Here is a 23,577-nt window from a genome sequence, read left to right on the forward strand (position 1 = left end):
GCGCGGGTCAGGGGCGCGACGGCTGCGCCACCACCCCCATCACGTCGCGGGCGTGCCGGTTCGGGACCATGCCGAGGCGCCAGGCCTGCCAGCCCGCGTCCAGATCAACCCCCCGTTCGAGCAGGAGCTGGAACGCGCCGATGTAGTCGTCGAGCTTGCCGTCGCGGACCGGGTGGGGGGAGCGCGTGAGCCCGGTCAGCTCCTCCTGGGCGACGGCCGTGCCGACCTCCGAGCCGCCCGGTGAGGCGTAGGGGAGCAGGGTGCAGCGCAAGAACGTGGCCCAGTCCTCGCCGCGCCGGTCGCCGTACGACGCGAACAGGGCGCCCGCCGCCTCGCACAGTGCCACCGCCTGCTGGAGCCGCGCGTTGCCCGCGTCGACGACCGCCAGTTCCAGGCAGGTCCACGCCTCACCGTGCGCGACCCCGATGCGGTGGAAGTCGGCGCGCGCGTCGACCAGGAGCTGGCGCGCGAACCCCGAGTTGCGCAGCGAGCCCGTCTGCGCCGCCCGCTGGTCGCGGGTGACCCGCGCCGAGTGGTGGCGGGCGCACGCCAGGCCGTACACGTCACGCATCCGGGAGAACATCGTCCGCGAGCGCTCCAGCTCACGCACCGCCTGGTCGAGGTTGCCGGTCTCCTCAAGGGCCTGGCCCAGGTAGTAGGCGCTCCACGCCTCCCCGCGCGCGTCCTCGTTGTCACGGTGCCGGGAGACCGCCTGACGCAGCCCGTCGACCGCCACCGACGCCTCGCCGTCGACCAGCCGGGCCCGCGCCAACTGGGTCAGCGCCCACGCCTCGCCGCGCCCGTCCCGCGTGCGGCCGTACAGGTCGAGGGCGGCGCGCAGCTCCTCGTCGGCCCGCTCCACCTCGCCCATGCGCAGGCGGAGCTGCCCGAGCTGGAAATGGGCCCACGCCTCGCCGTGCAGCGACTCGTTCTCCCGGTGCAGGGCGAGCGCGTCGGTCAGCAGGGTCAAGGACTCGTGGACGTGGGCGCGGTCGCGCTCGACGGCCGCCAGCGCGTGCAGCGTCCAGCCGCGGTCCCCGCGCGTCTCCGGCGTCGTCTGGAGTTCCAGCGCCTCCCGCAACTTGGCGGTGGCCTCCATGAGCTGGCCCTGATGGTGCAGGGTGATGCCGAGCGAGCACAGCGCACGCGCCTCACCCGCCCGGTGATGGGCCTCGCGGTACAGGTCGACCACCGACGACAGCGTCGTACGCGCCTTGTCCAGCTCACCGAGCTGACGCGCCGCGATACCCGTACGCCACTGGACCGAGCGCACCAGCAGCCCCTGGTCGATGGCCTGCGTCAGCTCGCTGATCTCGCCCAGGCGGTAGAGGTCGCCGCGCAGGAGGCAGTAGTCGCACAGCGCGCCCAGCAGACCGAGCACCGCCTGCTGGTCGACGTCCTCCGCGTGCCGCAGCGCCGCCGTGATGAAGCTCGACTCGTCGTCCAGCCAGCGCAGCGCCGCGTCCAGCGACGTGAAACCGTGCGGTCCTGGCTGACCGGCCCGCGTCGACATGTTGCCGTCGACCAGGCGGATCACCGAGTCGGCCAGTTCCGCGTAGCTCTGGATCAGGCGCTCCTGCGCCGCCACCCGCTCGGCCGGCTCCTCCTCGTCCGAGAGCCGGGCCTGTGCGAACGAGCGCACCAGATCGTGCAGCCGGTAGCGGCTGCCCCGGACATGGTCGATCAGGCCGGCCCGCTCCAACGCCAGCAGGTGGCGGGACGCCTCCGCCTCGTCCGTGGCCAGCAGCGCCGCCGCTGCCGCCGCGCCGAGCGAGGCCCGCCCGGCCAGCGCGAGCCTGCGAAGCAGCCTGCGGCCCGCATCGGACTGGTCGGTGTAGCGCAGCCACAGGACGCGCTCGACCGGCTCCACCGGCCCGTACGCGCTCAGGTCCGCCGCCAGCCGACGCGTGGTGCGCGGCCCGATCGCCGAACCCGCGATCCGCAGCGCCAGCGGCAGCCCTCCGCACAACTCCCGGACCTCCTCCGACGACTCGGCGTCGTAGGGGCCGCTCGCGTCCTCCGCGGCCTCCCGCAACAGCTCCTCCGCACCCGCCGCGTCCAGCGTCTCCACCGGCAACTGGTGCACCCAGGCCGGGGTCTGCCCGTCGAGGTCCAGCGGCTTGCGCGCGGTGACGACGACCAGGCTGTCCGACCGCTCGGGGACGAGGGCGCGCACCTGCTCCGCGTCCGCGGCGTCGTCGAGGACGATCGTCACCGGCAGCCCCGTCAGATGCTGGTGATACAGCTCGCTCAACCGCTTGACCTGCTGATCGGGCGAGGACCGCTCACGGAACAGCAACTGCTCGCGCGGCGCGCCCAGCCGGTTCAGCAGATGCAGCAGCGCGTCCCGCGTCGACAGCGGCGCCGCGTCCGCCCGGTCCCCGCGCAGATCCACGACGCACGCCCCGCGGAACTGGTCGCGCAACTCGTGCGCGGCCCGCACCGCGAGCGTCGTACGCCCCGAACCCGGCGCCCCGTGCAGCACCACCACCGTCGGCCGTGTCTCCGTACTGGCCCGCGCGGCGTGCACCCACTGCGCGATCCGCGCCATGGCGGCCCGTCGACCCGCGAACGGCCCCTGCGGAACGGGCAGTTGACCGAAGGACTGCTCAAGGACGCTCCTGCGCCGCGCCGCCGCGCTCTTGTCCGTCCGCCGCGACCCGGGCGACGCCGACTTCTTCGTACCGGTACTCGCCGCGAGCACCCGCTGCTGGTCCAGGAACGGCCGGATGCCGCGCACCTCCAGGGCGGTCAGCCACTGCAACCGCAACTGCTCCGGCCCGCCCGGCTGGTTCAGGGCGCCCGCGCTGCGGCTCGCCGCCGGCAGATGCGCCGCGGTCACCTTGGCGACGGTCGCGGCCGCGCCGAGCACGGCGACCGCCGCCCCCGCGCCCACGGCGACCCCCGTACCCGTCCCGAGCGCCAGATCGGCCACCACGGCGGTGACGGCCCCGACCCCCGCCACCATCAGCGGCGTCGACCCGCCCTCCTCGGCGAACCGCTCGCCGAACGTCTTCTGCCCCGCCGCGGCCTCGTCCAGGGCCCGGGTGTACGCGGCGTACTCCTCGGCGGCCGACTGCCCCATGGCGTCGAGCGCACCCCGGGCACGCGCCAGCAGCGCGCCCCCGTCCGTCCGCCCGCCGGAGCGCCTGACCTCCTCCTCCACGGCGCGGGCCAACAGCCGCTCGGCCTCCGCCCGATGGCTGTCTCGCATCTTCGGTCCCCCTCCGGTGGCGTCAGTTCGAGCTCAAGTGTCCTGCGTATGGGGTGCGGGCGCGAGAGGCCCGGCGATCAGAGCCACGACCGCGGCGGGCATGGGTGAGGATGGAGACATGCCGAACCGACTGGCCCAAGAGACGTCCCCCTACCTCCTCCAGCACGCCGACAACCCGGTGGACTGGTGGCCCTGGTCGGCCGAGGCCTTCGAGGAGGCCCGGCGGCGGGGCGTGCCGGTCCTGCTCAGCGTCGGGTACTCCAGTTGCCACTGGTGCCACGTCATGGCACACGAGTCCTTCGAGGACGAGGCCACCGCCGCCGTCGTCAACGAGAACTTCGTCGGCGTCAAGGTCGACCGCGAGGAGCGGCCCGACGTCGACGCCGTCTACATGGAGGCCGTGCAGGCCGCCACCGGTCAGGGCGGCTGGCCCATGACCGTCTTCCTGACCCCGGACGCCGAGCCGTTCTACTTCGGGACGTACTTCCCGCCGGAGCCCCGCCACGGCATGCCGTCCTTCACGCAGGTCCTGCACGGCGTCCGGGACGCCTGGACGGACCGGCGCGGCGAGGTCACCGAGGTCGCCGCGAAGATCACCCAGGATCTCGCGGGCCGCCGCCTCGGCCTCGGCGACGCGCAGGTCCCCGGCGAGGGCGATCTCGCGCAGGCGCTGCTCGGACTGACCCGCGAGTACGACGCCACGTATGGCGGCTTCGGCGGCGCGCCCAAGTTCCCGCCGTCCATGGTGATCGAGTTCCTGCTGCGGCACCACGCGAGGACCGGCGCCGAGGGCGCGTTGCAGATGGCCGTCGACACAGGTGAGCGGATGGCGCGCGGCGGTATCTACGACCAGCTCGGGGGCGGTTTCGCGCGGTACTCCGTGGACCGCGAGTTCATGGTGCCGCACTTCGAGAAGATGCTCTACGACAACGCGCTGCTCTGCCGCGCCTACGCCCACCTGTGGCGCTCGACCGGCTCGGAGCTCGCCAAGCGCGTCGCTGTGGAGACCGCCGAGTTCATGGTGCGGGAACTGCGCACGAACGAGGGCGGGTTCGCCTCCGCGCTCGACGCCGACAGCGAGGACCCGGCGAGCGGGAAGCACGTCGAGGGCGCCTACTACGTGTGGACGCCGCAGCAGTTGGAGGAGGTCCTCGGCGCGGCGGACGGGGCCGTCGCCGCCCGGTACTTCGGTGTGACGCGGGAGGGGACCTTCGAGGAGGGCGCCTCCGTGCTGCGACTCCCGCAGAGCGACGAGGTGTTCGACGCCGAGCGGATCGCGGGCATCCGGCGGCGGCTGGGTGCCGCGCGCGCGGAGCGGCCCGCCCCCGGCCGGGACGACAAGGTCGTCGCCGCGTGGAACGGGCTCGCGATCGCCGCCCTCGCCGAGACCGGCGCCTACTTCGGCCGGCAGGACCTGGTGGACGCCGCCGTCGGCGCGGGCGACCTGCTCGTGCGGCTGCACATGGACCCGCTGGCCCGGCTCTCCCGCACCAGCAAGGACGGCCGGGTCGGCGCCAACGCCGGAGTGCTCGAGGACTACGCCGATGTCGCCGAGGGGTTCCTCGCGCTGGCGTCCGTGACCGGGGAGGGCGTCTGGCTGGAGTTCGCCGGGTTCCTGCTCGACCACGTCCTCGACCGGTTCGTGGACCCGGAGAGCGGCGCCCTGTTCGACACCGCCGCGGACGCCGAGCAGTTGATCCGGCGCCCCCAGGACCCCACCGACAACGCCACCCCCTCCGGGTGGACGGCCGCTGCCGGGGCGCTGCTCTCGTACGCGGCGCACACCGGCTCCGAGCCCCACCGGACGGCGGCCGAGCGGGCGCTGGGCGTCGTCAGGGCGCTCGGGCCGCGCGCGCCCCGGTTCATCGGGAACGGGCTCGCGGTCGCCGAGGCGCTGCTCGACGGGCCCCGCGAGATCGCCGTGGTGGGCGAGGTCGGCGGGCGGCTGCACCACACCGCGCTCACCGGGACCGCGCCCGGCGCCGTCGTCGCCGCGGGCCCCGAGGGGAGCGACGAGCTTCCGCTGCTCGCGGACCGGCCGCGCGTCGACGGCCGTGAGAGCGCCTACGTGTGCCGTCGCTTCGTGTGCCACTCCCCGGTGACGGAGGCCGAGGACCTGAGCCGCGCCCTGAACGGGGAGCGGGCGGGCTGACGGGCCCGGGCCGCTACAGCCCGTTCTGCAAGGTGTCCAGGGCCCGCGTCGCGAGGTCGCGCAGCTCGCCCTCGTGGCCGTGCTCGGCCCAGTACATCGTGGCCTCCATGAGGGCGCCGATCACGGCCATCGCGTAGACCCTGATCTCCAGGTCGCCCGCGTCGCGCCCGGTGCGTTCGGCGAGGACGCGGCAGACCATCTGCCCGGTGACCGACATCGACTCCATCATCCGGCTGCGCACCGCGGGCACCTCCACCTGGAGGCGGGTGCGCAGCCGGGACACCTCGGGACCGTCGCTCTCCTGGGCGAGGTGCAGGCTGCGGTCGATGACGTGCCGCAGGGACTCGATGAGTGACTCGTCGGCCGGGCGAGCGCGCAGTTCCCGTTCCAGGATGGGGTCGAACTCGTCGGTGAGGACGATGTCCTCCTTGGTCGGGAAGTAGCGGAACACGGTGGACGGCGACACCTCGGCGGCCTCGGCGATCTGCTCGACGGTCGTCGCGTCGTACCCCCGGTCCTGGATCAGGCGGTACGTCGCCTCGCGGATCGTCGTACGGGTCTTGAGCTTCTTGCGTTCCCGGAGCCCGAGCCGGGCCTCCGGGGTCTGTGCTGAGGCGGCCATGGCCGTCATTGTCCGGCATCGGCGCTGACGGGGGCCACCTCCGTACCGGACGGCGCGTTCGCGGCGGGGGCGTCGGGGCCGGGCATCAGGACCGCCGTGAGGACCGCGGCGGCCAGTGCGGTGATGCCGATGACGGTCAGGGCGAGGTTCATGCCGTGCAGGTAGGCGGCGTCGGCCGAGGCCGCGAGAGACCCGTCGCCGAGCCGGACCGCGACCTCGTGCGCGCCGACCACCGAGTCGCGGGCGGTGTCCGCCGCCGCGCCGGGCAGCCCGGTGGTGCGCAGCCCCGCCGTGTAGGCACCGGCGACGACGGCGCCGAGCAGGGCGACGCCGAGCGCGGTGCCGGTCTGGCGCACCGTGCTCAGCAGCCCGGAGCCGCAACCCGCCTGGTCGGCGGGCAGGGCGGCGAGGGCGCCGCCCATCGCGGGGATCATGGCGAAGGCGAACCCGACCCCGGCGATCGTCGTCCACAGGGCCGTGAACCCGTACCCGGAGCCGGTGGTGGTGCGCGCCCCGAGGAACCCGGCGAAGGCGAGGACGACGAGCGCGACGCAGATCACCGACCGCGCCCCGAAGCGGCTGACGAGCGGCTGCGCGAGCTTGGCGGCGACCAGCGTCCCGGCCATCAGCGGGATCGTCCGCAGTCCGGTGCCGAGGGCGTCGATGCCGCGTACGGCTTGCAGGTACTGCGGCAGCAGGAACATCAGGCCCGCGAGGACGAACATGCCGAGGGTCGCCACGAGCGTGGGGGTGAGGAAGCCGCGGCGGGCGAGGAGTGCGAGGTCGAGCATGGGGCGCGGGCTGCGGCGCTCGCGCAGGACCAGGGCGCCGAGCAGGGCGAGGGCCGCGCCGAACCCGCCGAGGACGGCGGGGTCGGTCCAGCCCTTCGCCGGGCCCTCGATGATCGTGTGGATCAGGACGCCGAGGCCGACGGCGGTGAGCAGGGTGGAGAGGAGGTCGACCCTGGGGGCGGCCGGGTCCTTGGTCTCCGGCAGGAGGAACAGACAGGCGGTGATGCCGATGGCGACCATCGGCACGTTGACGGCGAAGACGGCGCCCCACCAGAAGTGGTTCAGCAGCCAGCCGCCGAGGATCGGTCCGAGGGGCATGCCGAGCGCGGACGCGGCCGAGATCATCCCGAGGGCCTTCGTCTGCTCGTCCCTGGGGAAGAGCGAGGGCAGGACGGACAGGGCGAGCGGCATGACGAGGGCGCCGCCGACCCCCATCAGGGCGCGGGCCGCGATCACCCAGGTGACGTCGGAGGCGAACGCGCCCACGACGGAGGCGGCGAGGAACACGCCGAGACCGATGATCAGTACCCGGCGCCGCCCGAAGCGGTCGCCGAGGAGGCCCGCGGGGAGCATCAGCGCCGCGAACACGACGACGTACGCGTCCGCCATCCATTGCTGCTGGCCGGTGGTGGCGCCGAGGTCCGCGGTGATCGTCGGGAGTGCCACGTTCAGGATCGTCATGTCGAAACCGAGGACGAGCAAGCTCGCGACCAGGGCCGCGAGGGCCCACCAGCGCCGGGGATCGAGGCCCGGCTCCACTTGGCGAGTGAGAGTAACCATGAAATGAGAGTAGCTGTCACTTCATGGTTAGTGTCAATCGGTTGTGTCATTCATTTGTGTGCGGGCATGAAAAATGGCCGCGGCTCACGAGCCACGGCCAGGGGAGGGAGAGGGGTGGGAGCGTCAGGCGTGCTGGTAGGCGACCAGGGAGATGCCGACGTAGTGCACGATGAACGCCGCGAGGGTCAGGGAGTGGAAGACCTCGTGGAAGCCGAAGTAGCGGGGCGAGGGGTTCGGCCGCTTGAGGCCGTAGATGATGCCGCCGGCGCTGTAGAGCAGGCCGCCCACGACCACCAGGACCAGCACCGCGACACCGCCGGTCCGCATGAAGTCGGGCAGGAAGAAGACCGCCGCCCAGCCCATCGCGATGTAGCAGGGGGTGTAGAGCCAGCGCGGGGCGCCGACCCAGAAGACGCGGAAGGCGATGCCCGCGGCGGCTGCCACCCAGATGCCCCACAGCAGGGCTTCGCCCTTGGAGTCGGGCAGCAGCAGCATGGTCAGCGGCGTGTAGGTGCCCGCGATGATCAGGAAGATGTTCGCGTGGTCGAGGCGGCGCAGGACGCCGTCCGCCCGCGGGCCCCAGTTGCCCCGGTGGTAGAGAGCGCTCACACCGAACAGCAGGCAGGCCGTCAGCGTGTAGATGCCGCAGGCGACGCGCCCGCGCGCCGAGTCGGCGAGAGCCGTGAGGAAGAGCCCGGCGATGATCACGGCGGGGAACATGCCCGCGTGCAGCCAGCCGCGCAGTCTCGGCTTCAGCAAGGAAGTCTCTGGGGTGGGGAGTTCATGCTGCTCTGCGGCGACGCTCATGGCCTTCATCGTACCTACGGGTCCGTATGCGGTGGATGGGGACAAGGGCAGTTGTCACAGGGGGTTAACCCGAAGTCCTGATCGATAAGCCCCTGGGGGCGAGTGGCGATGCTCACGTCGCTCAAGTGTGAAGCCCCCTGGACAGATGGGCGAAACGGTCGGATGATCAAATGAGTGAGGTCGGCACCGGATGAGCGCCCGCCGGAATCCAGCTCCTGGAGCCCGGTGGAACGGGAGGCGCAGCGTCCGGGTCGAGGCCCCCACGGGGCAACCAACACAACACCTTCTTTTAGGAGCGATCGTGGCGCGCGACATCGCGGCTCCCCCCTCCCGGACCGACACGGCCCCTGTTCTCCCCCTCCCGACCGACCACCAGGAACTGATCTCCTGGGTCAACGAGATCGCCGAACTGACACAGCCGGACAGCGTGGTCTGGTGCGACGGCTCCGAGGCCGAGTACGAGCGGCTCGCCGAGGAACTGGTCGCCAAGGGAACGTTCAGGAAGCTCGACCCGATCAAGCGCCCCAACTCCTACTACGCCGCCTCCGACCCGACCGATGTCGCGCGGGTCGAGGACCGGACGTTCATCTGCTCCGAGAAGGAGGAGGACGCGGGCCCGACCAACCACTGGAAGGCCCCCGCCGAGATGCGGGAGATCTTCCGGGGCAACGAGGGCAACGGGGGGATCTTCCGCGGCTCCATGCGCGGTCGCACCATGTACGTCGTCCCCTTCTGCATGGGCCCGCTCGGCTCGCCGCTGTCCGCGATCGGCGTCGAGATCACCGATTCGGCCTACGTCGCCGTCTCCATGCGCACGATGACCCGGATGGGGCAGCCGGTCCTGGACGAGCTGGGCAGCGACGGCTTCTTCGTGAAGGCCGTGCACACCCTCGGCGCCCCGCTCGCCGAGGGCGAGGCGGACGTGCCGTGGCCGTGCAACTCCACGAAGTACATCTCGCACTTCCCCGAGAGCCGCGAGATCTGGTCGTACGGCTCCGGGTACGGCGGCAACGCCCTGCTCGGCAAGAAGTGCTACGCGCTGCGCATCGCCTCGGTGATGGCGCGCGACGAGGGCTGGCTCGCCGAGCACATGCTGATCCTCAAGCTCACCCCGCCGCAGGGCGAGTCGAAGTACGTCGCCGCGGCCTTCCCGTCCGCGTGCGGCAAGACCAACCTCGCGATGCTGGAGCCCACGATCTCCGGCTGGACGGTCGAGACGATCGGCGACGACATCGCCTGGATGCGGTTCGGCGAGGACGGCCGGCTCTACGCGATCAACCCCGAGGCCGGTTTCTTCGGCGTCGCGCCCGGCACCGGTGAGCACACCAACGCCAACGCGATGAAGACGCTGTGGGGCAACTCGGTCTTCACGAACGTCGCGCTCACCGACGACAACGACGTCTGGTGGGAGGGCATGACGGAGGAGACCCCGGCCCACCTCACGGACTGGAAGGGCAACGACTGGACGCCCGAGTCCGGCGTCCCGGCCGCTCACCCGAACGCCCGCTTCACCACCCCCGCCGCGCAGTGCCCGATCATCGCGCCCGAGTGGGAGGACCCCAAGGGCGTACCGATCTCGGCGATCCTGTTCGGCGGGCGGCGCGCGTCCGCCGTGCCGCTGGTGACGGAGTCCTTCGACTGGAACCACGGCGTCTTCCTCGGCGCCAACGTGGCCTCGGAGAAGACCGCCGCCGCCGAGGGCAAGGTCGGTGAGCTGCGCCGCGACCCGTTCGCGATGCTGCCGTTCTGCGGCTACAACATGGGCGACTACATGGCCCACTGGGTGAAGGTGGCAAAGGGCAGGAACGCCGCCGAGCTCCCCAAGATCTACTACGTCAACTGGTTCCGCAAGGACGCGGACGGGCGCTTCGTGTGGCCCGGATTCGGCGAGAACAGCCGTGTCCTGAAGTGGATCGTGGACCGCCTCGACGGCCGGGCGGAAGGTGTCGAGACCCCGATCGGCATTCTTCCGGCCAAGGGCTCCTTGGACACGGACGGCCTGGATCTCTCCGAGGCCGACCTGGAGTTCCTGCTCACCGTCGACAAGGAGGTCTGGCGCGAGGAGGCGGCGCTGGTACCCGAGCACCTCAACACCTTCGGCGATCACACGCCGAAGGAGCTGTGGGACGAGTACCGCAAACTGGTGCAGCGCCTCGGCTAGCTCAGACCTGAATCGGGCCCCCGCACAATGGCGTGCGGGGGCCGATTCGCGTTCTCAGGCGGCGACCAGGCGGCCCGCGTCGGCGTGGTACTCCATGCGCCGGGCGGCCAGGATGGCGGCGCTCGTGTCCGCGCGGGACGCGGCGACGACCAGCGCCCGTCCGGCGAGGGCGTGCGCCCGCTGGTGCAGGGCGGCGACGTGCGGCTCGTGGACCGCGGCGGCCACGGACGAGCGGACCGGCGCGTGACCGCCCCGGAGGCGGGCGATCTGCGCGGCCAGCTCGCTCGCGGCGTCGTCGAGGTCCGGGTCCGCGGTGGCCGGCCGGAGCTCGTCGGTCAGGGCGAGCAGCGCGGACAGGTGTCCGGCGAGCTGGATGTCCAGCTCCTCCTCGCGGGAGCGGTGCGGGAAATCGCTGTCGGCCACCATCGTGTGGACCGACTTGGTGCGGATCGGCTCGTACATGGAGGCCTCCAGGAAACCGGGACAACCGGACAGGCGATTGATTTGGCCTCCATCGTACCTTAGAACGTGTCTAAGTTAGAACCTGTCCAAAGTAGCGCCGTCCGACGGGGGCCCCGCGCGATCACGGCTGGCTGTATCCGTCCAGGAAGTTCCCGATCCGGGTCATCGCCTCGGTGAGCTGCCGCGTCGAGGGCAGGGTCACGACCCGGAAGTGGTCCGGCTCGGGCCAGTTGAAGCCGGTGCCCTGCACGACCATGATCTTCTCCGCGCGCAGCAGGTCCAGCACCATCTGCCGGTCGTCCTTGATCTTGAAGACCTTGGGGTCCAGGCGCGGGAAGAGGTAGAGCGCGCCCTTGGGCTTGACGCAGGTGACGCCCGGGATCTGGGTGAGCAGGTCGTACGCGGCGTCGCTCTGCTCCTTCAGGCGGCCACCGGGCAGCACCAGGTCCGTGACCGTCTGGCGCCCGGTGAGCGCCGCGACCACTCCGTGCTGGCCCGGCATGTTCGCGCACAGGCGCATGTTCGCGAGGATCGTCAGGCCCTCGATGTAGGACGCGGCGTGCGCGCGCGGACCGGAAATCGCCATCCAGCCGACGCGGTAACCGGCCACCCGGTACGCCTTCGACATGCCGTTGAAGGTGAGGGTGAGCAGATCGGGGGCGATGGCGGCGGTCGGGGTGTGCGTCGCGTCGTCGTAGAGGATCTTGTCGTAGATCTCGTCGGAGCAGACGAGCAGATTGTGGCGGCGGGCGATGTCGGTGAGGCCGCGCAGCATCTCGTCGCTGTACACGGCGCCCGTGGGGTTGTTGGGGTTGATGATGACGAGCGCCTTGGTGCGGTCGGTCACCTTGCGCTCGATGTCGGCGAGGTCCGGCATCCAGTCCGACTGCTCGTCGCAGCGGTAGTGCACGGCGGTGCCCCCGGAGAGCGAGACCGCGGCGGTCCACAGCGGGTAGTCGGGGGCGGGGACGAGTACTTCGTCGCCGTCGTCCAGCAGACCCTGCATGGCCATGACGATCAGCTCGGAGACGCCGTTGCCGATGAAGACGTGTTCGACGTCCGTCTCCACGCCCAGGGTCTGGTAGTGCATCATCACCGCGCGGCGGGCGGCGAGCAGCCCCTTGGCGTCGCCGTAGCCGTGGGCGTCGCCGAGGTTGCGGAGGATGTCCTCCAGGATCTCCGGGGGGCACTCGAAACCGAACGCCGCCGGGTTGCCCGTGTTCAGCTTCAGGATCCGGTGGCCCGCCGCTTCCAGCCGCATCGCCTCCTCGAGCACCGGGCCCCGGATCTCGTAGCAGACGTTGGAGAGCTTGGTCGACTGGATGAGCTGCATGCCCCGACCTTACGGCCGGGCTCCGGGGTGCCGCGCTCCGTTTGTCCGGGTGAGATGGGCCACTGAGGGGTGCGGGAGCACCGCATTCGAGCGTTTGTTCTATTCATTGGGTACGGTGGGACCATGCTTCAGGGATCCCTCTTCGACCAGACCGAGGAGACCGCGCTCGGCGACCTCGCCGGACTGCGGCGCACCGTGCTCGGCTCCGGGGCCTGGATCGACGTCCTCCCCGGCTGGCTGAGCGGCGCCGACGCGCTCTTCGAACACCTCGCCGCGAACGTTCCGTGGCGGGCGGAGCGGCGCCAGATGTACGAGCGCGTCGTCGACGTGCCGCGGCTCCTGAAGTTCTACCGGGCGGCCGAGGACTGGCCGCACCCCGTGCTCGCCGCCGCCCGCGACGCGCTCTGCGCGCACTACGCCGAGGAGCTGGGCGAGCCCTTCACCACGGCCGGGCTCTGCTTCTACCGCGACGGCCGGGACAGTGTCGCCTGGCACGGGGACCGGATCGGGCGCGGCGACCGCGAGGACACCATGGTCGCCATCGTGTCGGTCGGCGCCCCGCGCGATCTGGTGCTGCGCCCGCTGGGCGGCGGCGCCCCGACCGTGCGCAGGCCGCTGGGGCACGGCGACCTCATCGTGATGGGCGGCTCCTGCCAGCGGACCTGGGAGCACGCGATCCCCAAGTCGGCGCGGGCGACCGGGCCCCGCATCAGCATCCAGTTCCGGCCGCACGGCGTGCGCTGACTCTCGAAGACAGGCTCTCAGGCCGTCCGGCGTACCGACTTCCCCGCGAGCACGTCCGTGCGGCGGCCGTCCTCGATGACGAAGCGGCCGTCGATGAGGACGTGCGGGATACCCACCGGCAGGGTGCGCGGCGCCTCGAACGTCGACCCCGCCGCCACCGTCTCCGGGTCGAACAGGACCAGGTCGGCGCGGTGGCCCTCCCGGATCAGGCCGCGGTCGGGCAGCCGCAGCCGCGCGGCGGGCCGGGACGTGAGGTGCGCGACCGTCTCCTCCAGCGACATGACACCGAGGTCACGGGCGTAGTGGCCCAGGTAGTGCGGGAACGTGCCGTACGCCCGCGGATGCGGCTTGGCCCCCTGGAGGATGCCGTCGCTGCCGCCGGTGTGCACCGGGTGCCGCATGATCGTCCGGACGTTCTCCTCGTGCCCGACGTGCTGGAGGATCGTCGAGCCCAGCTTGTCGTCGAGGAGCAGTCGGCGCGCCGTGACCCAGGGCGCCTCACCGCGCTCGGCGGCGGCCCCGGCGACCGTCCGGCCGACGTACGCGGCGAGCGCCGGGTCGCTGACGCCCGAGATCTCGATGGTGTCCCACTCCATCGGCACGCCGTGGCAGCCGTCGGAGCCGATCTCCTCGACGTGGTGGCGGACGCGCTCGGCGGTCTCCTCGTCCCGCAGCCGCGCGAGGGTGGCGTCGGGGCCGCCCTCGTTGGCCCAACTGGGCAGCATCGCCACGAGCGTCGTCGCGCCCGGGGTGTACGGGTACGTGTCGAGGCTGATGTCCGCGCCGCCCGCGATCGCCTCGTCGATGAGGGCGAGCAGGTCGGCGCCCTTGCCCTTGTTCACGCCGAAGTTCATGGTGGCGTGCGCGAGATGCAGGGAGCAGCCCGCGGTCCGGGTCAGGTCGACCATCTCCCGGTACGCGTCCAGGGCGCCGGCCCCGTAGCTGCGGTGATGCGGGCAGTAGTAGCCGTCGTACGCGGCCACCACCCGGCACAGCTCCGTGAGTTCGGCGTCCTTGGCGTACATGCCGGGCGTGTACGTGAGCCCCGACGACATGCCGACGGCGCCCTGCTCCATGCCCTCCGCGACGAGGCGCCGCATGTGGTCGAGCTCGGCGTCGGTGGCGTCGCGGTCGTCCCAGCCGACCGCGTACATCCGGACCGTCCCCTGCGGGATCAGGTAGGCGGCGTTGACCGCGACGCCCCGGTCGAGGCGGTCCAGGTACTCGCCGACGGTGCGCCAGTCGAAGTCGACGGACGTGTCGCCGGGCGCGCCGCCGTTCCAGCCGGTGATGGTGCGGCGGACCTCGGCGAGGGTGCGGTCGTCGACGGGCGCGTAGGACAGGCCGTCCTGGCCGAGGACTTCGAGGGTGACGCCCTGGGCGGCCTTCGCGCTGTGGTCCGGGTCGCGGAGCAGGGCGAGGTCGCTGTGGGCGTGCATGTCGATGAAGCCGGGCGCCACCGCGAGCCCCGAACCGTCCAGAGTGCGGGCCCCCGTGGGCCGCGGGCCCTCTCCCGGGCGCCTGATCTCCGCGATCCGGCCCTCCCTGACCGCCACGTCCGCGCGGTACGAGGCGCCTCCGGTGCCGTCGATGACGCGGGCGTCCTTGATGACCAGATCCATTGCGGCGTGCCTCTCGGGGTGGGGACGGGTTCTCGTCGGGGGAGCGCGGGGGTCGGGGGAGCGCAGGGCTCAGAAGAACGTCCGGACGTACTCCACGACCGTCCCGTCCTCCTCCACCACCGGGATCAACTGCCACTTGTCGAACGACGTGCAGGGATGCGACAGGCCCATCCCGAGCCAGTCGCCGACCTCCAGATCGGTGCCGGGCTCCGTGCGCACCCACCCGTGCTGGTCCGAGAGCCCCGTCACCGCGACCCCGGCCGCCTCGCGCACCGCGCCCGTCCGCGCCGCCCGCACGACCTGCGCCTCGGGCAGGTCGATGTCGTAGGCGGCGTCGCGCTTGCCCGCGTTGGTGAACGCCTGCTCCGGTGTCGGCCGCGACACCACCTGCGCCCACAGCCGGAACGCCGGGTGCAGCGCGCCCTCCTCCGGGACCCGGTTGAACGGCGTCATGTGCCGGTAGTGCCCGTCGTCGTGCGACACGTACGCACCCGAGCGCAGCAACTTCAGGACGGGCGCGCCCAGCGCGGGGATCTCCGTGAACACGTCGGCCACCGCGTCGAACCACGCACTGCCGCCCGCGCTCACCACGATCTCGTCGAGCCCGGCGAACCGCCCGGCCTTGTCGAACTCGGCCGCGAGCGCGACCAGGCGGCGCAGCCAGGCGCGGACCCGCTCGCCGTCCGCCTCCGGCACCTCGCCCTCGTACCCGGCGACCCCCACGAGCCGCAGCGCCACCGCGTCGGCCACCGCGTCGGCCACGGCCGCGCACTCCGCCTCCGTACGGGCGCCCGTGCGCGCGCCCTCACCCGCGCCCAGCTCCACGACCACGTCGACGGGGCGGGTGGCGCCCGCCGCGCGCAGGGCGGCGTCCATCAGCTCGACGCCGCGCACGGAATCGACGTAGCAGACGAAGCGGAAGGAGGGGTCGGCGGTCAGTTCGCCCGCCAGCCAGGTCAGCGCCGCCGCGTCGACGAGTTCATTGGCCAGGAAGATCCGCTCGATGCCGAACTCCCGCGCCACGCGCACCTGGTGGGGCACGGCGAGGGTGATGCCCCACGCGCCGTGCTCGATCTGCCGCCGAAAGAGCTGGGGAGCCATCGACGTCTTGCCGTGCGGCGCGAAGGCGAGCCCGTGCCGGGTGGCGTACGTCTCCATCAGCGCGAGGTTGTGCTCCAGGCGCTCGGCGGAGAGGGCGAGGACCGGGGTGGTGAAGCCGTCCGTGAAGAGGTTCAGGCGGCGCTCGGCCAGCTCGGCGACCGTGAGGCCGTCCGCCTGGGGCGGCAGGCCCTTGAACCGGAAGTCCACGCGCTCCCGCGCCAGCTCCTCCAGGCGTGCGGCGTTCTTGGCGGTCACGGTGCCTCCTCCGGGCGGGCCGTTGCGATATGTGCAACGGCCATTGCGTATGTCGCTTACTGCTGTCTAACATCCGAGCCAACGCCGGGTCAACGGAGCCGTTGGCCCTCCAGCCGTGAGGAGACCCGCCCCCCGTGACCGTCACCGGACCCGCAGCCCCGCACAGCGCATCCGACGGCGTCGTCCCCGACGTCGTCGCGCTCGGCGAGTCCATGGTCACGTTCGTCCCCTCCGTACCCGGACGCCTCGCCGACGTGCCCTCCTTCGAACGCGGCATCGGCGGCGCCGAGTCCAACCTGGCCTGCGTCCTCGCCGCCGCCGGACACCGCGCCCGCTGGATCAGCCGCGTCGGCGCCGACGGCTTCGGCGACCACCTCGTCGAGGCCGTCGGCGCGTACGGCGTCGACGTCTCCGGCGTGCGCCGCGACCCCACCCGCCCCACCGGCATCTACTTCCGCACCGCGGGCGACCGGGCCACCGACGCCCACGAGGTCGCCTACTACCGCGCCGGGTCCGCCGCCTCCGCCATGTCCCCCGCCACCATGGACCTGGACGCGCTGCGCGCCGGCCGCATCCTGCACCTGTCCGGCATCACCGCCGCCCTCTCCGCGGACTGCCTCACCCTTCTCCGTACGCTCATGGAGACGCCCCGCGCCGACGACGGCCCCCTCGTCTCCTTCGACGTCAACCACCGCCCGAACCTGTGGGCCGCACCCGGCGACGCCCGCATCCTGCTCGACCTCGCCCGCCACGCCGGCCTCGTCTTCGTCGGCGAGGACGAGGCCGAGGACGCCTTCGGCATCACCGGCGGCCCCGACGCGATCCGCGCCGCCCTGCCCGAGCCGGACCTCCTCGTCGTCAAGCGCGGCCCCGACGGCGCCGTCGCCTACGACCGCGACGGCGGCCGGCACACCGAACCCGCCCCGCGCGTCGACGTCGTCGCCGCCGTCGGCGCGGGCGACGCCTTCGCCGCCGGATTCCTCTCCGCGACCCTGCGCGGCCTGCCCACCGCCGCCCGCCTGCGCCACGGCCACCTCTGGGCCGCCGCCGCCCTCACCGCCCCCGGCGACCTCGCCGTCCCCCCGGGCCGCGCCCACGCCGACCGCCTGGCCGCACTCGACAGCACCGCGTGGGAGACACTGCACCTCGGCCCCGGGTGGACCACCGCCCCCCATGAGGCCGCCGAGGAGGTACGTACGCCATGAGCCAGACCGTCGACCGCGCGCTCAGCATCCTGCCGCTGCTCGCCGAGGGACCCGCGGACCTGGGCCAGGTCGCCGACCGGCTCGGCGTCCACAAGTCCACCGCCCTGCGCCTGCTGCGCACCCTGCACGAACACGGCCTGGTCCACCGCCAGTCCGACCAGCGCTACCGGCTCGGCGCGCGCCTTTTCGCGCTCGCCCAGGAAGCCGTCGAGAACCTCGACGTCCGCGAGATCGCCCACCCCCACCTCGTCGCCCTCAACGAGAAGTGCGGCCACACCGTGCACCTCGCCGTCTACGAGGAGCAGGAAGTCCTCTACATCGACAAGGTGGAGAGCCGCTACCCCGTGCGCATGTACTCGCGCATCGGCAAACCGGTCGCCATCACGGTCGCCGCCGTCGCCAAACTGCTCCTCGCCGACCTGCCCGAGGCCGAGCGCCGCGCCGTCGCCGAGAAGCTCGACTACCCCCTGTACACGTCCCGTTCGACCCCCAACGCCGCCGCTTTCCTGCGGGAGCTGGAGAAAGTGGGCGAACAGGGCTGGGCCACCGACCTCGGTGGCCACGAGGAGTCCATCAACTGCGTCGGGGCCCCCGTCCGCGGCGCCGACGGCCGCGTCGTCGCCGCCATGTCCGTCTCCGCGCCGAACGTCGTCGTCACGGCCGAGGAACTCCTCACCCTGCTCCCGCTGGTGCGCCGCACGGCGGAAGCCATCAGCCGGGACTACTCAGGCACGAGCCCCGGTAACACCCCCCAGAAGGAAGCAAGTTCACGATGACCGAGAAGATCGCGCTCACCCCCGCCACGCACACCACGCCGCCCGCGAAGTTCTCCCACGGCGTCAAGAAGGGCAACATCCTCCAGGTCGCCGGGCAGGTCGGCTTCCTCCCCGCCGAGGAGGGCAAGGCCCCCACCCCCGCCGGACCGACCCTGCGCGAACAGACCCTCCAGACCTTCGCCAACGTCAAGGCGATCCTCGAAGAGGGCGGCGCCACCTGGGACGACGTCATGATGATGCGCGTCTACCTCACGGACGTCGACCACTTCGCCGAGATGAACCAGATCTACAACGAGTACTTCGAGGAGCAGGGCCTCACCGCCCCCGCCGCCGCCCGCACCACGGTCTACGTCGGACTTCCCGCGGGCCTGCTCATCGAGATCGACGCGCTCGCCGTCCTGAGCTGAGCATCTTCCCGAACCCCGTACGTCGTCACGGTGCGGCGCGCCCCAGCGGTGTGCCGCACCGCGATCCCCCCTGCCCAGAAACATTCATGCTCTTACGAGGTCCCCCATGCACCCCATATCCACCGCGGCCCCGCTCGCGGCCGCCACCGAGCCGCCACCTCACACCGGCGGCATCCTCACGATCATCGACGGCACCGCCGGGCTGCTGACGATCGCCGCGCTCGGCATCGTCCTGCTCCTCTTCCTGATCATCAAGGCGCGGCTCCAGCCCTTCGTGGCGCTCCTCGCGGTCTCCCTCGCGGTCGGCCTCGGCGCGGGCCTGTCCGTCACCGAACTCTTCGGCACCGTCCAGAAGTCCGACGCCGTCTCCACCATCGAGGCCGGCATGGGCGGCACCCTCGGCCACGTGGCCATCATCATCGGACTCGGGACCATGCTCGGCGCGGTCCTCGAAGTCTCCGGCGGCGCCGAGGTACTGGCCACCCGCCTCCTGAACCTCTTCGGCGAGAAGCGCGCCCCGCTCGCCATGGGCCTCACCGGCCTGATCTTCGGCATCCCCGTCTTCTTCGACGTCGGCATCTTCGTCCTCGCCCCGATCGTCTACGCGGCGGCCAAGCGCGGCGGCAAGTCGATCGTCCTCTACTGCATGCCGCTCCTCGCCGGCCTGTCGATGACGCACGCCTTCCTGCCCCCGCACCCGGGCCCCGTCGCCGCGGCCGGACTCCTCCACGTCGACCTCGGCTGGGTCATCCTCATGGGCATCGTCTGCGGCATCCCCGCCGTGCTCGCCGCCTGGGGCTGGGCCGCCTGGATCGGCAAGCGGATCTTCGTGCCGGTCCCGCAGGACATGGTCGAGGCCGCCGAGGAGGCCAAGGCCGCCCTCGCGGCCGAACAGCGCGCGTCCGGGGTCACCCCGACCGAGAAGCCGGTCGCGCTCGGCGTCGTCTTCGCCATCATCGGCACCCCGCTCGTCCTGATCCTCCTGGCCACCTTCTCCTCGATCGCCTTCGATCCCTCCACGGGCCGCTCCGTCATCGAGTTCTTCGGCCACCCCTTCGTGGCGCTCACGATCGCGCTGCTCCTCGCCTACTACCTGCTCGGCATCCGGCGCGGCTGGTCCCGCAAGTCCCTGGAGACGGTCTCGACCGCGTCGCTCAAGCCGGTCGGCAACATCCTGCTGGTGGTCGGCGCGGGCGGTGTCTTCGGCGCCGTCCTCAAGGCGAGCGGCATCGCGCAGGCCCTGTCCGACACCTTCGACGACGTCGGCCTGCCCGTCATCGTCCTGGCGTACCTGATCTCGCTGGTGCTCCGCGTCGCCCAGGGCTCGGCGACGGTGGCCATCGTCACCACGGCCGGCATCGTGGCCCCGCTCCTGACCGAGGGTGACTACTCGCAGGCCTTCACCGCCCTCGTCATCATGGCGATCTCGGCGGGCTCCATCTTCGCCTCGCACGTCAACGACGGTGGCTTCTGGATGGTCGCCAAGTACTTCGGCATCACGGAACGCGACACCCTGCGCACGTGGACGGTGCTCGAGTCGGTGCTTTCGGTGGCCGGGTTCGCGGTGGCGGCGGTGGTGAGTCTGTTCGTGTAGGCGTCCGCGGGCATCCGGTTGTCGTCGCGGGGCAGTTGGTGCGGGGCCGGGGGAGGCGCCGCACAGCCTCGTCCGCCATACTTCGGCCCGTGGAGCAGCGTATGGAGAGTCAGAAGGTCCCGCCCGTCACCGGTGCCGGTTTCGACCCGGCGTACGTACCCGGCCTGACGTCTCCCGGAGCGGAGGCGGTCGCCGAGGACGTCAAGGACACGGTCACGGAGCCCGACGAGACGACGGAGGAGGTGACGCGGGAGGAACCGCAGGACGCGAAGCCCGAGCCGGAACCCGCACCGGCAGCGGACGTTGACGGCCCCGCCATGGAGGCGAAGGACCGCCGCGGCTCCATCACCGTCGACGCGACCGGGGTCCGGTTCACGCTCGACGACCAGGAGGCCGACTTCACCTGGGACGAGATCAGCGCGGTCGAGTACGGCACGTCCCGCAAGCGCCTCACGGTGACGGTCCACACGCCCAACAGCCGTTGGTACCCCAACGACGTCGAGGCCCCGGACAAGGCCCGGCTCGCGGAGTGGACCGACCAGTTGGACAAGGCGCTGGACGCGTACTTCGAGGACTGACCCGGCCGGCGCGGGGACGGGCCGAACCGGTGTCCGTCCTGCGCGACCCCTTGCCCATCCGCCTCTTTTACGCACCCTTGGTACTCATGGCGGACACCACGGGCACCAAAGGCAGCACCGGGACCACCGGTTCCGGTGACCACCCCCGCAAGTCCAGTTGGAAGTACATCGGCCCCGGCATCGTCGTCGCCGCGACGGGCGTCGGCGCCGGTGACCTGGTGGCGACGCTGGTGGCGGGCAGCAACTTCGGCTACACCCTGCTCTGGGCCGCGGTCCTCGGCTGCCTGGTCAAGATCAGCCTGGCCGAGGCGGCGGGCCGCTGGCACCTGGCCACCGGCCGCACCCTGTTCGACGGCTGGGCGAGCCTGGGCCGCTGGACGACGTGGTTCTTCGTGATCTACGTAGTGATCTGGGGCTTCGTCTACGGAGCGGCGGCGATGAGTTCGAGCGCGCTCCCGCTCCAGGCGCTCTTCCCGGACGTGTTCCCGGCGGACTGGTCGATCAAGCCGTGGGCGATCCTCTGCGGCCTCGTCGGCCTGGTCTTCGTCTGGTTCAACAAGTACGACGTCTTCGAGAAGGTCATGACGGTCCTGGTGGGCGTCATGTTCGTGGTGACGGTCTACTTGGCGGTCCGAGTGACCCCGAACCTGGGCGACGCGTTCGCGGGCCTTCTCCCCGTGCTGCCCGACGAGGAGGACTCGATCCTCAACACCCTCGGCCTGATCGGCGGCGTGGGCGGCACCATCACCCTTGCCGCGTACGGCTACTGGGTCAACGCGAAGGGCTGGACGAACACGTCCTGGATGAAGGTGATGCGCCTTGACAACCGGGTCGCGTACATCACGACGGGCGTGTTCGTCGTAGCCATGCTGTTCGTGGGAGCGGAACTCCTGCACGCCTCCCACACGGCGATCGCGAGCGGCGACAAGGGCCTCCTGGACCTGACGCGCATCCTGGAAACCGAATACGGCACGGCGACGGCGAAACTCTTCCTGATCGGCTTCTTCGCCACGTCCTTCACGTCCCTCATCGGCGTCTGGCACGGCGTGAGTCTGATGTTCGCGGACTTCGTGGAGCGGTACCGCGCGGCGCGGGTCACGGGCGAGGAGGTGGCCCGGGGCGACCGCGAACGAGGCTGGCCCTTCCGCGTCTACTTGCTCTGGCTGACCTTCCCCCCGATCATCCTCCTCTTCCAGGGCCAGCCGTTCCGCCTGGTGATTCTGTACGGAGTGCTGGGCGCGGCGTTCATGCCCTTCCTGGCACTGACGCTGATCTGGCTCCTCAACACGCCCCGGACGCCGCGGGAGTGGCGGAACGGGTGGCTGAGCAACGGGATGCTGGTGATCGCGGGGTTGCTGTTCGTGGTGCTGTGCGTGAAGCAGGTGTGGGATCAGCCTTGGTCGGAGTTCTTCTGAGGCCAGGACGCTATGCGGAGGATCGAGGAACTCGACGTGTTGGCAGCGCATCGCGCGAGCCTGCCCGGAAGCTCTCTCCCTGGGAGGGGCCGGGCTCGCGTTCAGGGAGACGAGCCACCCGCTGCCCGCCTGTGGGTGGTGCTGCCGCGGCACAGTGCTGATGCCTGCGGGCGGTCGCGTCCGCGGGCGGCGAGGGCTACTTGAACGGGATGTTCAGCCACGGGCTCCCCGGGTCCTGCGTGAGGATGCGGTGGGCCAAGACCATTTCCTCGTACCACGTGCCGAACTCCTCGTCGTCGAAGTGGAGGCAGCGGCCGAGGGCGTACGCGGCGGAGAAGTCCTCCCAGGAGCGGTAGGAGCGGGCGGCGGCCGCGGCGGCGGCGCGGACCGCGGACTCGGCCTCTTCGAGGGTGCCGTAGCGGGCGGCGAGGCCCCAGCGGGCCATGTTGGGGGCGCGCCCCAGGTCCCAGGCGTCGACGGAGGTGACGTAGCGGCCCTCGGCGAGGAGGCCGTCGGCGCGCATGCGGGCCTCGTAGCGGGTGATGCGGCCGATCAGGCGGTGGACGCCGTCGATCTGGGCGGCGATCTCGTCGGCGGGGCGTGGCGGCACGGTCGTCACGCCGGTCTCCGAGAGGACCGTGTGGGCTTCGGCGCGGGACCTGATCACCTTGCTCACGGCCTGTTTCCAGTAGCCCGTGTCGACGTAACCGCCGAAGTCGCGGGCGATGCTGTGGCGGAGGTCGAGCGCGAACTCCCAGACGGAGCTGCGTTGTTCGGTGGCGAGGAGCTGGTGGACCCGGTCCAGCCAGTCCTGGCGGCTGGTGACGTCCCACCATTCGCGCAGCCGTCGGCGCTCGGTCTGGTAGCCCTCGCCGTGGTGGGCCATGGTGTTCCAGTACTCGCCGTTGGTGACCGACAGCAGCGCGCCGAGGGCCAGGCCGTGGGCGACGGGGCCGTGCAGCGCGCCGCCGACGTGCAGGGCGCGCAGGCACATCTTGAACCGGGGGGTCCCCGCGCGGGCGGCGGCCTGCGTCCACGCCGTGTTGTGCGGGGGCAGGGGCGGCAGGACCGCCTCGCAGGGTGTGCCCGGGTTGATCACGAGGGCCGGGGGATTGGGGCCGGTGGCCCAGGACGCGGTGGCGAACCAGTTGAGGCCCGCCCATTCGAAGCGGTGGTGCGGGTCCGGGGCGGGGAGCATCCCGGTCGTGTACAGGTGGAGCCACTGGCCGCCCGTGCGCGGGTCACGATGGAACAGCGGGTAGATCGACTCGGACTCGTCCGCCTTGTCGGGGCGCAGTTCCATGTACAACTCGACCGAGGCCAGCGTCTCGTAGTACATGGCCCAGTCGCCCCGCGCCTTCGCCTCGTACAGCGCCCGCTCGACCGGTGAGGGTGCCGTCCAGGCGGGGTGCGGGGGTGCGGGGGCGGGGCCGTCGAAGTCGGCGGGCGGTGGGCCGAAGGTCATGGACGGAAGCGTAGGCAAGGGGGGTGCGGGCAGCGCCGCCGGGGGAGCGGCGGCGCTGCCGGTAGGGGAAGCCGAGGTGCGCGGGGAAGCAGC

The 23,577-nt window shown here is 71.8% G+C and carries 18 protein-coding genes; 9 read left to right on the forward strand and 9 right to left on the reverse strand.

Going from position 1 to position 23,577, the window contains the following annotated elements:
- Positions 1-7: 7 nt before the first annotated feature.
- Positions 8-3,214 carry a tetratricopeptide repeat protein gene (locus ACIRF8_RS22155; protein WP_404217143.1) on the reverse strand — a complete coding sequence of 1,069 codons (3,207 nt, stop codon included), beginning with the start codon at positions 3,212-3,214 and terminating at the stop codon, positions 8-10.
- Between the two features lie 118 nt (positions 3,215-3,332).
- Here ACIRF8_RS22155 and ACIRF8_RS22160 point away from each other — a divergent pair, with 118 nt between their 5' ends.
- Positions 3,333-5,366 (forward strand): thioredoxin domain-containing protein, encoded by a 2,034-nt coding sequence (locus ACIRF8_RS22160; RefSeq protein WP_404217144.1) that lies wholly within the window; start codon positions 3,333-3,335, stop codon positions 5,364-5,366.
- Between the two features lie 13 nt (positions 5,367-5,379).
- On the opposite strand, the gene ACIRF8_RS22165 is transcribed toward ACIRF8_RS22160, so the two are convergent.
- The 3 genes from ACIRF8_RS22165 to ACIRF8_RS22175 all read right to left on the reverse strand — a co-directional run bounded on the left by ACIRF8_RS22165 (position 5,380) and on the right by ACIRF8_RS22175 (position 8,366).
- On the reverse strand, positions 5,380-5,988 hold the full coding sequence (locus ACIRF8_RS22165) for a TetR/AcrR family transcriptional regulator (RefSeq protein ID WP_404217145.1): 609 nt from the start codon (positions 5,986-5,988) through the stop codon (positions 5,380-5,382).
- Between the two features lie 5 nt (positions 5,989-5,993).
- Positions 5,994-7,559 (reverse strand): MFS transporter, encoded by a 1,566-nt coding sequence (locus ACIRF8_RS22170; protein WP_404217146.1) that lies wholly within the window; start codon positions 7,557-7,559, stop codon positions 5,994-5,996.
- A gap of 123 nt (positions 7,560-7,682) precedes the next feature.
- Positions 7,683-8,366, reverse strand: a complete 684-nt coding sequence (locus tag ACIRF8_RS22175; protein WP_404217147.1) for a hemolysin III family protein — start codon at positions 8,364-8,366, stop codon at positions 7,683-7,685.
- Between the two features lie 301 nt (positions 8,367-8,667).
- Between ACIRF8_RS22175 and ACIRF8_RS22180 the strand changes: the two genes are divergently transcribed.
- Positions 8,668-10,527, forward strand: a complete 1,860-nt coding sequence (locus tag ACIRF8_RS22180; RefSeq protein ID WP_404217148.1) for a phosphoenolpyruvate carboxykinase (GTP) — start codon at positions 8,668-8,670, stop codon at positions 10,525-10,527.
- 54 nt (positions 10,528-10,581) lie between these two features.
- Here the strand turns inward: ACIRF8_RS22180 and ACIRF8_RS22185 are convergent, their stop codons facing one another.
- Positions 10,582-10,989, reverse strand: a complete 408-nt coding sequence (locus tag ACIRF8_RS22185; protein WP_404217149.1) for a hypothetical protein — start codon at positions 10,987-10,989, stop codon at positions 10,582-10,584.
- Between the two features lie 121 nt (positions 10,990-11,110).
- Positions 11,111-12,322, reverse strand: a complete 1,212-nt coding sequence (locus ACIRF8_RS22190; RefSeq protein ID WP_404217150.1) for a pyridoxal phosphate-dependent aminotransferase — start codon at positions 12,320-12,322, stop codon at positions 11,111-11,113.
- A gap of 123 nt (positions 12,323-12,445) precedes the next feature.
- Between ACIRF8_RS22190 and ACIRF8_RS22195 the strand changes: the two genes are divergently transcribed.
- On the forward strand, positions 12,446-13,066 hold the full coding sequence (locus ACIRF8_RS22195) for an alpha-ketoglutarate-dependent dioxygenase AlkB (RefSeq protein WP_404217151.1): 621 nt from the start codon (positions 12,446-12,448) through the stop codon (positions 13,064-13,066).
- Between the two features lie 17 nt (positions 13,067-13,083).
- On the opposite strand, the gene ACIRF8_RS22200 is transcribed toward ACIRF8_RS22195, so the two are convergent.
- Both ACIRF8_RS22200 and ACIRF8_RS22205 read right to left on the reverse strand, forming a co-directional pair.
- Positions 13,084-14,688, reverse strand: coding sequence for an amidohydrolase family protein (locus ACIRF8_RS22200; protein ID WP_404217152.1), 1,605 nt, complete (start codon positions 14,686-14,688; stop codon positions 13,084-13,086).
- Positions 14,689-14,757: 69 nt separating this feature from the next.
- Positions 14,758-16,044, reverse strand: coding sequence for an amino acid deaminase (locus tag ACIRF8_RS22205; RefSeq protein WP_404217153.1), 1,287 nt, complete (start codon positions 16,042-16,044; stop codon positions 14,758-14,760).
- Positions 16,045-16,178: 134 nt separating this feature from the next.
- Here ACIRF8_RS22205 and ACIRF8_RS22210 point away from each other — a divergent pair, with 134 nt between their 5' ends.
- The 6 genes from ACIRF8_RS22210 to ACIRF8_RS22235 all read left to right on the forward strand — a co-directional run bounded on the left by ACIRF8_RS22210 (position 16,179) and on the right by ACIRF8_RS22235 (position 22,019).
- Positions 16,179-17,249, forward strand: coding sequence for a sugar kinase (locus ACIRF8_RS22210; protein WP_404217154.1), 1,071 nt, complete (start codon positions 16,179-16,181; stop codon positions 17,247-17,249).
- Positions 17,246-18,025 (forward strand): IclR family transcriptional regulator, encoded by a 780-nt coding sequence (locus tag ACIRF8_RS22215; protein WP_404217155.1) that lies wholly within the window; start codon positions 17,246-17,248, stop codon positions 18,023-18,025. The genes ACIRF8_RS22210 and ACIRF8_RS22215 overlap by 4 nt, the downstream gene beginning before the upstream one ends.
- Positions 18,022-18,432 carry a RidA family protein gene (locus tag ACIRF8_RS22220; protein WP_404217156.1) on the forward strand — a complete coding sequence of 137 codons (411 nt, stop codon included), beginning with the start codon at positions 18,022-18,024 and terminating at the stop codon, positions 18,430-18,432. The genes ACIRF8_RS22215 and ACIRF8_RS22220 overlap by 4 nt, the downstream gene beginning before the upstream one ends.
- A gap of 106 nt (positions 18,433-18,538) precedes the next feature.
- Positions 18,539-20,026 carry a GntP family permease gene (locus tag ACIRF8_RS22225; RefSeq protein WP_404217157.1) on the forward strand — a complete coding sequence of 496 codons (1,488 nt, stop codon included), beginning with the start codon at positions 18,539-18,541 and terminating at the stop codon, positions 20,024-20,026.
- Positions 20,027-20,127: 101 nt separating this feature from the next.
- On the forward strand, positions 20,128-20,604 hold the full coding sequence (locus tag ACIRF8_RS22230) for a hypothetical protein (protein ID WP_404217158.1): 477 nt from the start codon (positions 20,128-20,130) through the stop codon (positions 20,602-20,604).
- An 86-nt stretch (positions 20,605-20,690) separates the two neighbouring features.
- Complete coding sequence (locus tag ACIRF8_RS22235; protein WP_404217159.1) at positions 20,691-22,019, forward strand: Nramp family divalent metal transporter; 1,329 nt, start codon at positions 20,691-20,693, stop codon at positions 22,017-22,019.
- A gap of 196 nt (positions 22,020-22,215) precedes the next feature.
- Here the strand turns inward: ACIRF8_RS22235 and ACIRF8_RS22240 are convergent, their stop codons facing one another.
- Positions 22,216-23,484, reverse strand: a complete 1,269-nt coding sequence (locus tag ACIRF8_RS22240) for a DUF1266 domain-containing protein (protein WP_404217160.1) — start codon at positions 23,482-23,484, stop codon at positions 22,216-22,218.
- Positions 23,485-23,577: the final 93 nt, after the last annotated feature.

The sequence above is a fragment of the Streptomyces sp. NPDC102406 genome (assembly GCF_044765725.1).
Classification (GTDB): domain Bacteria; phylum Actinomycetota; class Actinomycetes; order Streptomycetales; family Streptomycetaceae; genus Streptomyces.

Coding starts and splice junctions, on each gene's coding strand:
- ACIRF8_RS22155 (WP_404217143.1), bottom strand. CDS start 3,214: ATGCGAGACAGCCATCGGGCGGAGGCCGAGCGGCTGTTGGCCCGCGCC.
- ACIRF8_RS22160 (WP_404217144.1), top strand. CDS start 3,333: ATGCCGAACCGACTGGCCCAAGAGACGTCCCCCTACCTCCTCCAGCAC.
- ACIRF8_RS22165 (WP_404217145.1), bottom strand. CDS start 5,988: ATGGCCGCCTCAGCACAGACCCCGGAGGCCCGGCTCGGGCTCCGGGAA.
- ACIRF8_RS22170 (WP_404217146.1), bottom strand. CDS start 7,559: ATGGTTACTCTCACTCGCCAAGTGGAGCCGGGCCTCGATCCCCGGCGC.
- ACIRF8_RS22175 (WP_404217147.1), bottom strand. CDS start 8,366: ATGAGCGTCGCCGCAGAGCAGCATGAACTCCCCACCCCAGAGACTTCC.
- ACIRF8_RS22185 (WP_404217149.1), bottom strand. CDS start 10,989: ATGTACGAGCCGATCCGCACCAAGTCGGTCCACACGATGGTGGCCGAC.
- ACIRF8_RS22190 (WP_404217150.1), bottom strand. CDS start 12,322: ATGCAGCTCATCCAGTCGACCAAGCTCTCCAACGTCTGCTACGAGATC.
- ACIRF8_RS22195 (WP_404217151.1), top strand. CDS start 12,446: ATGCTTCAGGGATCCCTCTTCGACCAGACCGAGGAGACCGCGCTCGGC.
- ACIRF8_RS22200 (WP_404217152.1), bottom strand. CDS start 14,688: ATGGATCTGGTCATCAAGGACGCCCGCGTCATCGACGGCACCGGAGGC.
- ACIRF8_RS22215 (WP_404217155.1), top strand. CDS start 17,246: ATGAGCCAGACCGTCGACCGCGCGCTCAGCATCCTGCCGCTGCTCGCC.
- ACIRF8_RS22220 (WP_404217156.1), top strand. CDS start 18,022: ATGACCGAGAAGATCGCGCTCACCCCCGCCACGCACACCACGCCGCCC.
- ACIRF8_RS22225 (WP_404217157.1), top strand. CDS start 18,539: ATGCACCCCATATCCACCGCGGCCCCGCTCGCGGCCGCCACCGAGCCG.
- ACIRF8_RS22230 (WP_404217158.1), top strand. CDS start 20,128: ATGGAGAGTCAGAAGGTCCCGCCCGTCACCGGTGCCGGTTTCGACCCG.
- ACIRF8_RS22235 (WP_404217159.1), top strand. CDS start 20,691: ATGGCGGACACCACGGGCACCAAAGGCAGCACCGGGACCACCGGTTCC.
- ACIRF8_RS22240 (WP_404217160.1), bottom strand. CDS start 23,484: ATGACCTTCGGCCCACCGCCCGCCGACTTCGACGGCCCCGCCCCCGCA.